This window comes from Streptomyces sp. SAS_270, from assembly GCF_052543295.1.
Genome location: NZ_JBMNDS010000016.1, coordinates 23,205 through 37,098, shown reverse-complemented (window position 1 = coordinate 37,098; position 13,894 = coordinate 23,205). Strand labels below are relative to the sequence as shown.

At 71.0% G+C, this 13,894-nt stretch carries 15 protein-coding genes; 2 read left to right on the top strand and 13 right to left on the bottom strand.

Annotated features, from left to right (window positions below):
* Positions 1–23 precede the first annotated feature (23 nt).
* On the top strand, positions 24–575 hold the full coding sequence (locus ACN6LB_RS13750) for a Repetin (protein WP_445026033.1): 552 nt from the start codon (positions 24–26) through the stop codon (positions 573–575).
* On the opposite strand, the gene ACN6LB_RS13745 is transcribed toward ACN6LB_RS13750, so the two are convergent.
* The 5 genes from ACN6LB_RS13745 to ACN6LB_RS13725 are packed head-to-tail and all read right to left on the bottom strand — an operon-like array spanning position 572 to position 6,014.
* A complete protein-coding gene (locus ACN6LB_RS13745) occupies positions 572–2,047 on the bottom strand; it encodes an HAD-IA family hydrolase (protein ID WP_445026032.1) in 1,476 nt (491 codons plus the stop codon). The genes ACN6LB_RS13750 and ACN6LB_RS13745 overlap by 4 nt on opposite strands.
* A 29-nt stretch (positions 2,048–2,076) precedes the next feature.
* The gene (locus tag ACN6LB_RS13740) at positions 2,077–3,153 is read right to left on the bottom strand and encodes an ABC transporter ATP-binding protein (RefSeq protein ID WP_445026031.1); all 1,077 of its coding nucleotides are present in this window, start codon (positions 3,151–3,153) and stop codon (positions 2,077–2,079) included.
* Between the two features lie 4 nt (positions 3,154–3,157).
* On the bottom strand, positions 3,158–3,970 hold the full coding sequence (locus ACN6LB_RS13735) for an ABC transporter permease (protein WP_445026030.1): 813 nt from the start codon (positions 3,968–3,970) through the stop codon (positions 3,158–3,160).
* Positions 3,958–4,860: an ABC transporter permease gene (locus tag ACN6LB_RS13730; protein ID WP_445026029.1), complete on the bottom strand. Its 903-nt coding sequence runs from the start codon at positions 4,858–4,860 to the stop codon at positions 3,958–3,960. Before ACN6LB_RS13730 ends, ACN6LB_RS13735 begins: the two co-directional genes overlap by 13 nt.
* Positions 4,857–6,014, bottom strand: a complete 1,158-nt coding sequence (locus ACN6LB_RS13725) for an ABC transporter substrate-binding protein (RefSeq protein WP_445026028.1) — start codon at positions 6,012–6,014, stop codon at positions 4,857–4,859. The genes ACN6LB_RS13730 and ACN6LB_RS13725 overlap by 4 nt, the downstream gene beginning before the upstream one ends.
* Before the next feature lie 214 nt (positions 6,015–6,228).
* On the opposite strand from ACN6LB_RS13725, the gene ACN6LB_RS13720 reads away from it, so the two are divergent.
* Positions 6,229–6,969 (top strand): GntR family transcriptional regulator, encoded by a 741-nt coding sequence (locus ACN6LB_RS13720; RefSeq protein WP_445026027.1) that lies wholly within the window; start codon positions 6,229–6,231, stop codon positions 6,967–6,969.
* 62 nt (positions 6,970–7,031) lie between these two features.
* Here ACN6LB_RS13720 and ACN6LB_RS13715 read toward each other — a convergent pair whose 3' ends face one another.
* From ACN6LB_RS13715 to rpe, 8 genes are all read right to left on the bottom strand, one after another.
* Positions 7,032–7,484: an Lrp/AsnC family transcriptional regulator gene (locus ACN6LB_RS13715; RefSeq protein WP_356139927.1), complete on the bottom strand. Its 453-nt coding sequence runs from the start codon at positions 7,482–7,484 to the stop codon at positions 7,032–7,034.
* Between the two features lie 10 nt (positions 7,485–7,494).
* Positions 7,495–8,982: an amino acid permease gene (locus tag ACN6LB_RS13710; RefSeq protein ID WP_445026026.1), complete on the bottom strand. Its 1,488-nt coding sequence runs from the start codon at positions 8,980–8,982 to the stop codon at positions 7,495–7,497.
* A 234-nt stretch (positions 8,983–9,216) separates the two neighbouring features.
* The gene (locus ACN6LB_RS13705) at positions 9,217–9,612 is read right to left on the bottom strand and encodes a hypothetical protein (RefSeq protein ID WP_445026025.1); all 396 of its coding nucleotides are present in this window, start codon (positions 9,610–9,612) and stop codon (positions 9,217–9,219) included.
* A gap of 114 nt (positions 9,613–9,726) precedes the next feature.
* Entirely contained in the window at positions 9,727–11,169 is a 1,443-nt protein-coding gene (locus ACN6LB_RS13700; protein WP_356139930.1) for a GuaB1 family IMP dehydrogenase-related protein, read from the bottom strand.
* Between the two features lie 127 nt (positions 11,170–11,296).
* Positions 11,297–11,629, bottom strand: a complete 333-nt coding sequence (locus ACN6LB_RS13695) for a barstar family protein (protein ID WP_356139931.1) — start codon at positions 11,627–11,629, stop codon at positions 11,297–11,299.
* Positions 11,626–12,042, bottom strand: coding sequence for a ribonuclease domain-containing protein (locus tag ACN6LB_RS13690; protein WP_445026024.1), 417 nt, complete (start codon positions 12,040–12,042; stop codon positions 11,626–11,628). Before ACN6LB_RS13690 ends, ACN6LB_RS13695 begins: the two co-directional genes overlap by 4 nt.
* Positions 12,043–12,082: 40 nt before the next feature.
* Positions 12,083–13,129, bottom strand: coding sequence for a sugar-binding transcriptional regulator (locus tag ACN6LB_RS13685; RefSeq protein ID WP_445026023.1), 1,047 nt, complete (start codon positions 13,127–13,129; stop codon positions 12,083–12,085).
* 78 nt (positions 13,130–13,207) lie between these two features.
* Positions 13,208–13,894 (bottom strand): ribulose-phosphate 3-epimerase, encoded by a 687-nt coding sequence (gene rpe, locus ACN6LB_RS13680; RefSeq protein ID WP_445026022.1) that lies wholly within the window; start codon positions 13,892–13,894, stop codon positions 13,208–13,210.

Sequence of the window (13,894 nt, the reverse complement as noted above, 5' to 3'; positions counted from 1 at the left end):
TCTCACCTGCGGAAAGGACCGCCATGAACCGCGTCACCCGTTGTACGGGGATCGCCGTGCTCATCACCGCCGTACTGTTCACCGCCGGGGCGGCGGGATCCGCCGTGGCCTCGAACGGAAACGACCATCACCGGCGCGAGGCCGCCGCGCTCACCGGCACCGCCAAGCTGTACCGCGTAGCGGGCGACGACATCACCTTCTCCTTCGACGCCCATCTGGCGGCCAAGGACAACGACGACCCGTCGAAGGCAACGGGCACGTTCCGCTTCAGCCACTACCTGAACGGCGACGGCGCGTATGCCAAGGCCAAGGTCGACTGCCTGGTCACCGGCGGCAAGGTGGCCGTGGTCTCCGGTGTCATCACCGAGTCCGACCTGCCCGGAGCCAAGGGCAAACGGGTCGGTGTCACCGTCCACGACCTCGGCCGCCACGACCGCCTCGGCTACAGCTGGGCGTCGGTCGGTAATCCGGCGGAGACCAAGGACCTGCCCAAGTGCGTCAGCTCGGCGCCCTTCGAGAGGGTCAAGCAGGGCACCGGCGACTTCACGGTGGTGCCCTGGCAGCCGAAGTTCTAGTCGGTCCGGAAGGTCGTGATCACGGCCGCGTGGTCCGACGGCCAGTCGTTGTCCGCCACGTCGGGCCAGGGACGCGGGGTGCCGCTGACGAAGGTGCGGGAGTCGAGCACCTTCAGGCCGCGGTGCAGGACGTAGTCGATCCGGTCCTGTGGCTCGGGGCGCCCGCTGCCGTCCTCGTGCTCCGCGTGGATCGGCGACCAGGTGGGGCCGGGGTGGGCGACCGGGTCGGGGTGCGCCTCGCGGTAGGAGTCGCGCAGTCCCGCCTCCTCGGCCGCCTTGGTGACCGGCCAGGTCACGTGCGGCCAGTCCAGGTGCGAGGGCGCGTTGAAGTCGCCCACGAGAACCACGGGGGTGCTCTCGTCGCACGACTCGGCGATCCGCCGCAGCGTGTCCCGCATCTGGGCGAGCCTGACCTCCTCGTGGGCGATCAGTTCGCCCGCCGGGAGGCCGTCGAAGGCGGACTCGTAGGGCCCGTACGGCGTGTAGTGGAGGTGGGCGGTCCAGACGTCCACCTCCCGCGTCGCGCCGATGCGGATGCGCGCGCCGGCAGCTCCGTAGAAGCCGACGTCCGGGTCGCCGAGGCGGGCGGTGATCGGGTAGCGGCTGAGGACGCCGAGGTTCTCGCCGGCCCGGTGGTGGTGCCAGCCGAGGGCCTCGGCGAGTTCCTGGGCCGCGGTGCCGCCGGTCTCCTGGAGGCCCACGACATCGGCGCCGGTCTCCAGGATCACCTTGAGCTGCTTGGCCCGGTGGTCGTCGACCGGTGTGCCGCCGAGCCAGAGGTTCCAGCTCATGACGCGGATTTCCCGGGGCACGACCAGGGCCCGCAGCAGGGCCGGGTCCACCTCCTCCAGGCTGGCCAGCACGGTCCGTCCGGGCGCCGGGCCGATCGGTGCGAGCGAAGGCACGGCGAGCACCGCGCAGCCCGCCGCCTCGGCCGAGGCGACCCCCGTCCCGGTGTCCTCGACGGCCACGCAGCCTGCCGGATCCACTCCGAGGGCACGGCAGGCCGCGAGGTAGGGATCCGGGGCGGGCTTGGTGTGCTCGGTGTCGTCGGCGGTGACGGAGACCGCGAAGCGTTCGGCTCCGAGGGCTTCGAGGACGGTGTCGGCGACCGCCCGCGGCGACGCGGTGACCAGCGCGGTCGGTACGCCGTCCCGGGCGAGGGCGTCGAGCAGGCCGAGCGCACCGGGGCGCGGCACGATGCCGGTACGCACACGCTCGGCGAACTCCCGGTGCAGCTCCCCGGCGATCGCCTCGGCCGCCGCACCCGTGCCGCGCCCCAGCCAGGCGGCGGTGTGCTCGACCGGGCGCCCCAGCACCTCCGGCTGATCGGCTTCGCCGAGCGGTCTGCCGAGCCCGGCGGCCACCAGGTCCACCGCCTCCCACCACAGCCGCTCGGTGTCCACGAGCGTGCCGTCCATGTCGAACAGAACGGCCTGGAGGGTGGGTTGGGGGGTGGTGCGGTGGGTCACGGTGCTCTCTCTCGGTCGGCGGGTGGGGTTCAGTGCGTGCGCTCGGCGACCAGCACCGGTCGCTCGGGCAGCGTCACCGTCACGGCGGCACCGGCGCCCAGCATGACGGCGTCGTGGGTCGGCAGGTCGGCCTTGACCTCGGTCGCGTCGGGGAGTCGTACGGTCACGCGGGTCGCGGCGCCCAGGAAGGCGGTGGCGACGACGCGCGCGGTGCCCTGGTCGTAGGCCGCGATGTGCACGGCCTCGGGCCGCACCAGCACGTCCACCTCCGGGCCGGCCGGCGCTTCCCCGTCGACCGGCAGCCGCTGTCCCAGCACCTCGACCGCCCCGTCGGACAGCCGTCCCGGAATCCGGCTCATCGTGCCGACGAACTCGGCGACGAAGGCGGTGGCCGGCCGGCCGTACAACTCGGCGGGGGCGGCGCACTGTTCGAGCCGTCCGGCCCGCATCACGGCGACCCGGTCCGCCATGGACAGCGCCTCTTCCTGATCGTGCGTCACGAACAGGGTGGTGATGCCGAGTTCCTGCTGGAGGCGGCGGATCTCCTCGCGCAGGGTGAGCCGCACCTTCGCGTCGAGCGCCGACAGGGGTTCGTCGAGCAGCAGGACGCGCGGGCGCAGAGCGAGCGCGCGGGCCAGCGCGACACGCTGCTGCTGGCCGCCGGAGAGCTGGTGCGGGAACCGCTCGCCCTTGTCGGCGAGTCCCACCAGGTCGAGCAACTCGGCGGCCCGGGTGCGCCGTTCGGCCGTACGGACCTTGCGCATCCGCAGTCCGAAGCCCACGTTGTCGACTGCGCTGAGGTGCGGGAAGAGGCTGTACGCCTGGAAGACCATCCCGGCGTCGCGGCGGTGGGCCGGGACGCGCGTGACGTCCTCGCCGTCGACCAGCACCTGGCCGGAGTCGGGGTGCTCGAATCCGGCGAGCATGCGCAGCGCGGTGGTCTTGCCGCAGCCGGACGGGCCGAGCAGGGCGAGCAGTTCGCCCGGCTGGACGATCAGGTCGAGGCCGTCGAGGGCGACGGTCGGGCCGAACTCCCGGCGCAGGCCCCGGAATTCGACGGTGGCCGCCTTGCCGACGGCCGTCTTCTCAAGCGTGGTGGTGGTCATGCGTTCATCCCCGGGATGCGGCGGTACGGGAGCGTCCGCCGAGGCCGGCGAGCGCGAGGAGCAGTGCCCAGGTGACGAGCAGGCTGAGCACGGAGACGGCGACGGACAGCTGGGCCTGCGAGCTGCCGACGGTGTAGATCCACACGGCGAAGGGCCGGAAGCCGAGCAGCTGCGCCACGGTGAACTCGCCGAGCACCAGCGCCAGGGTGAGGAAGGAGGCGTTGAGCAGCGCGCCGCGCAGATTGGGCAGTACCGCCTGCACGAGGGCCTGCGGCCAGTTCGCCCCGCAGCTGCGCGCCGCCTCGACCAGCGTGCGCACGTCCATGGCGCGCAGCCCGGCGTCCAGCGCCCGGTACACGAAGGGCAGCGCCATCACGACGTAGGCGAGAACGAGGACGAAGGGGAAGTCCGGGTTCTGGATCGCGACGAACGTCTCGAACAGCGGCGTACGGGAAAGGTGTTCGGGCCCCCACTTCAGGATCGTGCTGATGCCGGCGACGAACGCGATGGGCGGCACGACCAGCGGCAGCGAGCAGACGACCTCGACGACGGGACGCAACCGGGGCGCGCCGAGCCGCAGCGCGACCATGGCGGGCACCATCAGCAGCAGCACCACCGCGATGGTGGCGGCGGCCAGTTCCAGCGAGAGCACCAGGCTGGAGGTGAAACCGTCGGCCGAGACGATCTGCCGGTAGGCGTCGAAGCTGACCCCGCCCGGCACGTCGACCGTGAAGATCACGGACGCGGCGAGCGGGACCAGGAAGTAGACGGCGGCGCAGGCGAGGACGGCCCAGCGCCACGGATTCAGGCGAGCCATCGTGCACTCCGTCGTTGCAGGGGCAGGTAGACGGCCATGACCAGGCCCGCGATGAGGACCATGTCGAGGCTGAGGGCGAGCGCCACGTTCTCCTGGCCGACCAGGACGTTGCCGGAGATGGCGTCGGCGATCTGCAGGGTGACCAGCGGGACCGAACTGCCCACCATGGCCGCGGCGGTGGCGTACGCGGCGAAGGCGCTGCCGAAGAGGAGAACGAGGCCGCCGAGCAGGGAGGGTGCCAGGACCGGCAGCGCCACGTGCCGCCAGTACTGGACACCGGTGGCGCCGTTGTTCTGCGCCGCCTCGCGCCACTGGGTGCACAGTCCGTCGAGGGCGGGCGTGATGGTGAGGACCATCAGCGGGATCAGGAAGTAGAGGTAGACGAGGACCAGGCCCCAGAAGCTGTAGAGGTCCCAGCCGTGGTCCTTGAGGCCGAGGTGGGTGGTGAGCACACCGGCGTTGCCGAGGGTGGCGACGAAGGCGAAGGCGAGCGGGACGCCGCCGAAGTTGGCGAGGACCCCGGAGGCGGTGAGCACGGCCTCGCGCAGTGCGCGGGAGCGGGAGGTCACCACGGCCTGGGCGAGCGGCAGTCCGAGCACGGCCGCGAGTCCGGCGGAGACGGCGGAGAGCTTGACGCTGCCGAGGAGGGCGGTGAGGTAGGCGCCCTGCACGGAGTCCGTCATGTTGGACGCCGTGTACGAAGTGGCGCCGGTGGCCTGGTCCTTGACGGTGAAGGCGCCGTTCAGCATGGCCAGGGCGGGGATCCCGAAGGCGATCGCGACGAAGACGAGCAGCGGGACGACGGCGAGCCAGCCGGGGGCGCGGCGCCGCCGCTGCTGCTGGGGAGCAGCGGCGGGCGCCACGTCGGCCTCGGTGAGGACGGCGGTCATCCGGAGACGGCCTTGCCCCAGCCCTGGGCGAGGACGCCCTTGGCCTTGCTCTGCTGGGCCTCGGTCGGGAAGCTCGGCGTGCCCGACACCTTCGGGAGCTTGGCGGCGGCGGTCTTGTCGAGCGTGCCGGCCTTCTCCATGGCGGTCATCAGGGCCGGGCGGGCGTACCCCTTGAGCCAGAGGTTCTGGCCCTCGGCGCTGTAGAGGTACTCCTGCCACAGACGGGCGGCCGCCGGGTGCGGGGCGTCCTTGTTGATGGCCTGGGAGTAGTACTGGGAGAACTTGCCGTCGGAGGGGACCGCGACCTTCCAGTCGACGCCCTTGGACGTGAACTCCTCGGCGTACCCGGCGTTCAGGTAGTCCCAGTCGATGCTGATCGGGGTCTCGCCCTTCTCGACGGTGGCCGGGGTCGACTCGACGGGCGTGTAGTTGCCGTTCTTCTTCAGCTTGGCGAAGAAGTCCAGGCCGGGCTGGATGTCGTCGAAGGAGCCTCCGCTGGCCAGCGAGGCCGCCCATACGCCGCCGAAGGCCGAACCCGACTTGGTGGGGTTGCCGTTGAGGGCGACCTGGCCCTTGTACTGCGGCTTGAGCAGGTCCGCGAAGGTCGTCGGACAGGTCTTGACTCGCTTCGCGTCGCAGCCGATGGAGATGTAGCCGCCGTAGTCGTTGAACCACTGCCCCTTCGGGTCCTTCTGGCCCTCGGGGATGTCACCGAAGCCGGCCGGCTTGTAGGGCGCGAGCAGGCCCTGCTGTGCGGCGCTCAGCGCGAAGGAGCTGCCGAGGTCGAGGACGTCCGGGGTGCGGTCCTGTCCCTTCCTCGACGTCACGGCGTTGATCTCGTCCTGGCTGGAGCCGTCCGGGTTCTCGACCTCGACCTTGATGCCGTACTTCTTCTTGAACCCGTCGAGGAGGGCTCCGTAGTTGGCCCAGTCGCGGGGCAGCGCGATCGCGTGCAGCGCGCCTTCCTTCTTGGCCGCCTTGACCAGCGCGTCCATTCCGCCGAAGTCCTTGGCGGAGGTCGCGGTGGCGGCGCTCTTGCCGTCGGCGGTGGTCGACGCGTTGTCGGGGGCCGCGCCGCACGCGCTGAGGGCGAAGGCTGCGGCGATGGCGAGTGAGCCGCCGATGACGGCTGTTCTCGGCAGGGACACGGTCACGGTCTCTCCAGGGGGACGCACGAGGGATTTCAGGAGGCACAGCGAACTTGTCTGAACAAGTTGGCCTCAGTACGCCCTCCGCCGGTGTCCTGTTCGTAAACTCTGGCGAAACCCTGAGCCCCTATTCCCTGCACAATCCCGGGGCGCCCTGATCACGCTCCGATCTCGATTAGGCTGATCACGCTGTGCACAGAGACCGAATCAGAGGGGAAGCATGCCGGCGCGACACGAGGAGATCGCCGACGAGCTGCGGCGGGCGATCGACCGCGAGGAGTACACGGTCGGCGATCTGCTGCCGGCCGAGACGGAGCTCGCGGCCGACTACGGCGTCTCGCGCGGCACCGTCCGCCAGGCGGTCGCGGCACTGACCGCCGAAGGGCTCATCGGGTCGCGGCAGGGCGCCCGCCGGGTGGTGCTGGCCAGCCGCCGCAGCCAGAGCTTCGCCGAGCTGCGCAGCTTCGCGCAGTGGGCGCGCGCGATGGGGCGCGAGGCGACGGGGCAGGTGGTCGTCTCGGAGTACCGGCCGGCGACCTCGGAGGACTGTGTGCGCCTTCAGCTGGCGGCGGGCACACGGGTGCTGCACGTGCTGCGCGTGCGGGGTCTCGACGGGGAGCCGGTACTGCTGGAGCGGACCGTGTACGCGGACTGGATCTCCCCCGCCGTCGAGCGCATCGAGCCGCAGTGCCCCTCGGTGACGCAGCGGCTGTTCGAGGACGAGGGCCTGGTCTTCGCGTACGGCGAGCATGTCATCGACGCGGTGGCGGCGGGCGCCCGGGACGCCGAGCTGCTCGGGGTGCGCCGCAGCAGCCCGCTGTTGCGGGTCCGCCGTGTCACCACGACACGCGAAGGGCGCCCGGTGGAGTGGTCGGACGACCGCTACCGCTCGGACGCCGTGAGCTTCAGCGTGCACAACTCGATAGAGAACAACGCGCTGGCGCGGAAAACAGCCGAGTGAGGCGGGCGTAGTACGTCGAGGTACTACGCCTGCGCACTACGCAGACGCACCAGGTCGGCGTACTAGGTCGGCGAGCCCGCGGAGAACCGTCGCAGCAGCGGTGAAAGGACCAGCACGGACTTCGTCCGCTCCACGAACGGCTCCCCGGCGATCCGCTCCAGGACCCGCTCGAAGTGGCGCATGTCCGAGGCGAAGACCTGGACGACCGCGTCCGCCTCCCCGGTGACGGTGGAGGCGGCCACGACTTCCTGGTAGCGCTCCAGGCCCCGCTGGATGGTCTCCGGCGAGGTGTTGCGCCGGCAGTAGATCTCGACGAACCCCTCGGTCTCCCAGCCGAGCGCCGCGGGGTCCACCCGGACGGTGAAACCGGTGATGGCGCCGGTGGCCCGCAGCCGGTCCACGCGCCGCTTCACGGCGGGCGCGGACAGGCCGACGAGGTGCCCGATGTCGGCATAGGAGCGTCGGGCGTCCTCGGCGAGGGCGTGCACGATGCGTTCGTCGAGATCGTTCAGCAAGGTGGGTGGTTCACTTCTGTGCGGGTACTGCGGTGCTGTCGGGGGCGGCCAGCCGGGACCGCCGGTAGCCGTAACTGAAGTAGAACACGAGCCCGACGGCCATCCAGACTCCGAAGACCTCCCAGGTGATGGCCGAGAGGCTGCCCATCATCCACACGCACAGCGCGAAGCCGATCGCGGGCAGCACCGGCGACAGCGGCACCCGGAAGGTGCGCCGCATGTCCGGGCGGGTCCGGCGCAGCACCACGACGGCGACGTTGACGAGCGCGAAGGCGAAGAGCGTGCCGATGCTGGTGGCGTCGGCCAGTTGGCCCAGCGGGACGGCGGCGGCGAGCACCCCGCAGAACAGCGACACGATGACGGTGTTGGCGCGCGGTGCGCCCGTCTTCGGGTGGACCCGCGCGAACACCTTGGGCACGAGTCCGTCGCGGGCCATGGCGAAGAGGATGCGGGTCTGGCCGTAGAGCACGGTCAGGACGACGCTGGCGATGGCGATGACGGCGCAGGCGGCGAGCAGCGTGCCCCAGAAGGTCTGGCCGGTTACGTCCTTCATGATCCCGGCGAGCGCGGCCTCGGAGTCGTTGAAGCGCCGCCAGGGCTTCGCGCCGACGGCGACGGCCGCGACGACGACGTAGAGCGCGGTCACGATGACCAGCGAGAGCATGATCGCGCGCGGCAGGTCGCGCTGCGCGTTCTTGGCCTCCTCACCGGCGGTGGAGGCGGCGTCGAAGCCGATGTAGGAGAAGAACAGCGTGGCACCGGCGGCGCTGACGCCCGCCATGCCGAGCGGCATGAAGTGCTCGTAGTTGCCGGAGCGGAAGCCCTGGATGCCGATCGCGCAGAACAGCACCAGCGCGGCGATCTTCACGAGCACCATGATCGTGTTGGCGCGCGCGGACTCCTTCGCGCCGCCCAGCAGGAACGCCATGGCGAGCAGCACCACGATGAGCGCGGGCAGGTTGAAGATGCCCCCGTCACCGGGCGGCGCGGACAGCGCGTCCGGGATGGTGACGCCGATCGTGCCGTCGAGCAGTTCGTTGAGGTACTCGCCCCAGCCGACCGCGACGGCGGCGACGGACACGCCGTACTCCAGGACGAGACACCAGCCGCAGATCCACGCGATCAGCTCGCCGAGCGTTGCGTACGCATACGAGTACGAGGACCCGGCGACCGGGATGGTGCCCGCCAGTTCGGCGTAGGACAGGGCCGAGAAGAGCGCCGTGAGTCCGGCGATCACGAAGGACAGGGTGACCGCGGGTCCGGCCTTGGGGACGGCCTCTCCGAGGACGACGAAGATCCCGGTGCCGAGGGTGGCACCGATGCTGATCATCGTCAGCTGCCACAGGCCGAGAGAGCGCCGCAGGGTGCCTCCCTCGCCCTGGCCACCCTCGGCGACCAGGCGTTCCACGGGCTTGCGTCGCATGAGACGCGTACCGACGCCCGGGGACGGTGGGGCGGGATGACTGCGGGACTGCGGGGGTGCGCCTTGGTCGAGCACGCATCGGCTCCTTCATCGCTGCCGGTCAGGGAGACGGGGACCGGCAGCGCCCCCTGGCAACGGAGACCCACCGAGCGGGGTCCCCGCCACACCACGTACAGCGCTCGACCCTATGAGCGATGCCTTCACGGGCGTAATGCAGCAACCTTGCGCATCTCCGCAAGATCGTTGCGTTCATCGCATTCCGGCGGATGTTCGTTGCGCGGCGCCTTCACCCCTGCCCACCCGCCCCGCTCAGTCCTCGTCCGGGCTTCCGGCCACCGCCCGCGCCTGCGCCACATCCGCCTCGTCGAACCCCATCCGACCGGGCTGCCCGTGGACCGCCGCCTGCGTGTCGATCCAGCGGGTGTGGGCCTCCCAGGCCGCCTGCTTGCTGGTGCCGAGGGCGGCGCCGATCTGGGACCAGGAGGCGCCGGCCTCGCGGGCCGCGCGGATGGTGAGCTGACGGCCGTACGCCGCCTTGCGGGCCACGACCTCGCTCAGCGCGAGGAGTTCGAGGAGCCCGGTGCGGTCGAGCGCCTCGGCGTCGCTCCCGGCCCCGGCGAGCGACTCCCGTACGCGCAGTTCGTCGAGGCGGGCCACGGCGGTCAGCAGGGTGTACTGCGGCTCGATGCTCTCCGGTGTCGTCATCCTTCCAACATGCCGTCAGATCCCCTTGACGTAAAGGGGACCTGACGAACATGACCGGATGCGCGACAGCCCCCGCGGTCGCACCGCAGGGGCCGTACGCGAGAAGGAGGCGCGTCAGTTCCAGCTGGCGTGCAGTGGCTTGCCCTCGGCGTACCCCGCCGCGCTCTGGATGCCGACGATCGCGTTCTCGGCGAACTCCTCCAGGGAGTTGGCGCCCGCGTAGGTGCACGAGGAACGGACGCCCGCGATGATCGAGTCGATCAGGTCCTCGACGCCCGGGCGGGCCGGGTCGAGGAACATGCGGGAGGTGGAGATGCCCTCCTCGAACAGGGCCTTGCGGGCGCGGTCGTAGGACGACTCGTCGCTGGTGCGGTTCTTGACCGCTCGGGCCGACGCCATGCCGAACGACTCCTTGTAGAGGCGACCGCCCGCGTCCTGCTGGAGGTCGCCCGGCGACTCGTACGTCCCCGCGAACCAGGAGCCGACCATGACGTTGGACGCACCCGCGGCGAGCGCCATCGCGACGTCGCGCGGGTGGCGGACGCCGCCGTCCGCCCAGACGTGCTTGCCGTACTTCCTGGCCTCGGCGGCGCACTCCAGCACGGCCGAGAACTGCGGCCGGCCGACGCCGGTCATCATGCGGGTGGTGCACATGGCACCGGGACCGACACCGACCTTGATGATGTCGGCGCCCGCCTCGATCAGGTCGCGAACGCCTTCGGCGGCGACGATGTTGCCCGCGACGATCGGAACCTGCGGGTCGAGCGCCCGCACCGTCCGGATCGCGCTGATCATCGACTCCTGGTGGCCGTGCGCGGTGTCGATCACGAGCGTGTCGACTCCCGCGTCGAGCAGCTGCTTGGCCTTGCCCGCGACATCGCCGTTGATGCCCACGGCGGCCGCGATGCGCAGCTTGCCGTCGGCGTCCGTGGCGGGGGTGTACAGCGTGGCGCGCAGGGCGCCCTTGCGGGTGAGGATCCCGGCGAGCTTGCCGTCCGCGTCCACGGCGGGCGCGTAGCGGCGGTTGGCGCCGTCGAGCCTGTTGAAGGCGTCGCGCGGGTCGATGTCCGCGTCGAGGAGCAGCAGGTCGCGGGACATGACCTCGAACAGCTGCGTGAAGCGGTCCACGCCGGTGAGGTCGGCGTCGGTGACCACGCCGACCGGGCGGCCGTCCTCGTCGACGACGACGCCCGCGTTGTGCGCCCGCTTCGGCAGCAGGGCCAGCGCGTCGGCGACGGTCTGGTGAGGGGCGAGGACGATCGGGGTGTCGAGCACCAGATGGCGTCCCTTGACCCAGGAGATGACCTCGGTGACGACCTCGATCGGGATGTCCTGCGGGATGACCACGAGGCCGCCGCGGCGGGCGAGGGTCTCGGCCATCCGGCGGCCCGCGATGGCGGTCATGTTGGCGACGACCAGCGGGATTGTGGTGCCCGTGCCGTCCGGGGAGGAGAGGTCCACGCCCTGACGGGAGCCGACCGCACTGCGGCTCGGGACCATGAAGACGTCGTCGTACGTCAGGTCGTACGGGGGCTGGATGTCATTGAGGAAACGCACGTGCTGCACATCCCAGTCGTTCGAGGTGACCCCCGGACAGGTCAGCCAGGGGGAAGAGCACGTACTTCATTGTCCCATGTCGGCTGGAATGCGATGCCCGCCCGGATCATCCAGGCTGGTCAGGTCACTACTGGTGGGATCCTCCAAGAGCCAGCGCCACGGTCAGCGGCGCCGTGCGGTCCGCGGCCTCGGAGAACACCTCCCGCGCGACCTTCCACTCGTCGGGCCGCGCCTTCGCATAGCCCTGCCACCCGGTGACGACCACGAGCAGCTCCCGCTCCGCGGCAACCGCGGGCCAGACCCCGGGGTCGGCGAGGCTGTCGGCGAGCGCGTCCCAGTTCCGCCCGAACCACTCCGGCAGCCCGAGCGCCCGCGCACAGCGCTCCATGAAGTCCGCCTTGTCCGCGACTCCGTCGAGGTCGAGCGTGACCACGTGCCGGTCCGCCCCGTCGTCCGTCATCTCAGTACCGCCCTGAACGACTTGTAGTGATCATCGGTGTAGTAGATCTCACCGCCCTGCCCGGTGACAATGCGCCGGGCTCCCCGGTCCCGCGAGCCGGGCGTCCGCACCGTGTACTCGTGGTAGTAGCCGCGCTGGTGGCTGGGCAGTTCCCGCTCGAAGTTCCCGAAGACGACGCCGTCCCTGGCGTACGGGAAGGGCCCGCCCTGGTCGATGAGGGCGAGCGTCTGGCGGGCCTCGGCCGGAAGCGCGGACGCCGCGACGGTTCCCGTGCCGTCCGGGACCCGGGCGGGCGCCGAGGCGGAAGAGGAGGAACCGGTGGCGGCGTCCGTCGACGAGGAACACCCGGTCAGCAGGACGGCGAGACATACCAGCAACCCCGCGAGCACACGGGGAACGGACCGCAGCACCATGTCGCCGATGCTGTCATGCCCGCCCCCGTGAAGCCCGCTGTCAGGGCCCGTCCGGGTCCGCCCGGTTGAGCGCCGGACGCGGCGTCGGTCCCGCCGTCATCAGGTAGTCCGCGGCCGAGGTGTCCGTCACCAGGCTGGTGACCAACCCGGAGCGGAGCACCGCGTCGATGGCGGCGGCCTTGCGCTGTCCGCCCGCGATCGCGACGACCTCGGGGATACGGCGCAGCCGGTCGGCCTCGACCGTGATGCACCGCTCGCCCAGGTCCCGCCCGACCCGGCGGCCCTCGGTGTCGAAGAGGTGCGCGGACATCTCCGCGGCGACACCGAGCGAGGCGTAGTGCGCGCGCTCCTCGTCGCTGAGCATGTCGTGCACCGTCGAGATGCCGGGCTCCCAGGAGCCGATGGAGACGCAGGCGACCGTCACCTTGTCGAAGTACTCGAAGGCGCGGGCGATGCCCGTCTGGTTGCGCAGCGCGGCCGCGGTGGCCGCGTCGGGCAGCAGCATCGGCGCGTAGATGGGGTGCGCGTCACCGCCAGACACCTGGGCGGCCCGGCGTACGGCCTCGACGGAGCCGCGCTCCGCGGTCCCCGCGTCGTACACACCCGTCAGCTGCACCACCGTGCACGGGGGCAGCCGGTCGAGGGCCGCCGCCATGTGAATGGTGGAGCGGCCCCAGGCGAGCCCGAGCACATCGCCCTCGTTGACCAGCTCGCCGAGCAGGTCCGCGGCGACCTCGCCGAGGTTCTCCGGGTCGGGAGAGGTCTCCTCGGCGTCGGTCGGGGACTCGACCACGACGGCATGCCTGAGGCCGTAGCGGGCGCGCAGCGCGTCGGAGCGCTCTGCGTCCAGCTCGGCCGGGACTCGGATCTCGATCCTGACGAGATCCCGTTCAAGAGCGGTCTCCAGGACCCGGGCCACCTTGAAGCGGCTGACGCCGAACTCCTCGGCGATCTGGATCTTGGACTTGCCCTCAAGGTAGAAGCGGCGGGCCATGGCCGCCGCCTGCACCAGCTCAGCGGGTCCCATCCGCATGGCTGACCGGCCCGCCGACAAACCCGACACGGCGCTCTCCTCACTGCTGTTCACACTCTGGATACGCCGTTCATCCTTGCAGATGCGGCGGACTTGATCAGCCCTGATGGGCGGCGTTCACGTTCCCTTGGTTCAGTGGTCGCACGCCCACGCCGCCTTGGTGGTCACCGCGGCGGCCTGCTCGCGCAGCGCACGGACCGCCTGAGCGGGGTCCGAGGCGCCGTACACGGCCGACCCGGCGACGAAGACATCGGCTCCCGCCTCCGCGCACCGCTCGATGGTCGCGGCCGAGACGCCGCCGTCGACCTGAAGCCACAGCTCAAGACCGTGCTTGCTGATCAACTCGCGGGTGCGGCGGATCTTCGGGAGCATGATGTCAAGAAACGACTGGCCGCCGAAACCGGGCTCGACCGTCATGATCAGCAGCATGTCGAGCTCGGGCAGCAGATCCTCGTACGGCTCGATCGGGGTCGCCGGCTTCAGCGCCATCGAGGCCCGGGCACCCTTGGCCCGGATCTCCCGGGCGAGCCGCACCGGCGCGGCGGCCGCCTCGGCATGGAAGGTGACGGAACCGGCCCCCGCTTCTACGTACTGGGGCGCCCACCGATCGGCGTCCTCGATCATCAGATGACAGTCCAGCGGTGTGTCCGTCGCACGCGCCAGGGACTCTACGACCGGCACACCGAGGGTGAGGTTCGGGACGAAATGGTTGTCCATGACGTCTACGTGGAGCCAGTCGGCTCCCTCGACCGACTTCGCCTCCTCGGCGAGGCGGGCGAAGTCGGCGGACAGGATACTGGGGTTGATCTGCACGGCCAT

What these genes read in the sequence shown, in the direction of transcription:
- ACN6LB_RS13750 (WP_445026033.1), top strand. Translation starts at nt 24, where the DNA reads ATGAACCGCGTCACCCGTTGTACGGGGATCGCCGTGCTCATCACCGCC.
- ACN6LB_RS13740 (WP_445026031.1), bottom strand. Translation starts at nt 3,153, where the DNA reads ATGACCACCACCACGCTTGAGAAGACGGCCGTCGGCAAGGCGGCCACC.
- ACN6LB_RS13735 (WP_445026030.1), bottom strand. Translation starts at nt 3,970, where the DNA reads ATGGCTCGCCTGAATCCGTGGCGCTGGGCCGTCCTCGCCTGCGCCGCC.
- ACN6LB_RS13730 (WP_445026029.1), bottom strand. Translation starts at nt 4,860, where the DNA reads ATGACCGCCGTCCTCACCGAGGCCGACGTGGCGCCCGCCGCTGCTCCC.
- ACN6LB_RS13720 (WP_445026027.1), top strand. Translation starts at nt 6,229, where the DNA reads ATGCCGGCGCGACACGAGGAGATCGCCGACGAGCTGCGGCGGGCGATC.
- ACN6LB_RS13705 (WP_445026025.1), bottom strand. Translation starts at nt 9,612, where the DNA reads ATGACGACACCGGAGAGCATCGAGCCGCAGTACACCCTGCTGACCGCC.
- ACN6LB_RS13695 (WP_356139931.1), bottom strand. Translation starts at nt 11,629, where the DNA reads ATGACGGACGACGGGGCGGACCGGCACGTGGTCACGCTCGACCTCGAC.
- ACN6LB_RS13690 (WP_445026024.1), bottom strand. Translation starts at nt 12,042, where the DNA reads ATGGTGCTGCGGTCCGTTCCCCGTGTGCTCGCGGGGTTGCTGGTATGT.
- rpe (WP_445026022.1), bottom strand. Translation starts at nt 13,894, where the DNA reads ATGGCCGTGCAGATCAACCCCAGTATCCTGTCCGCCGACTTCGCCCGC.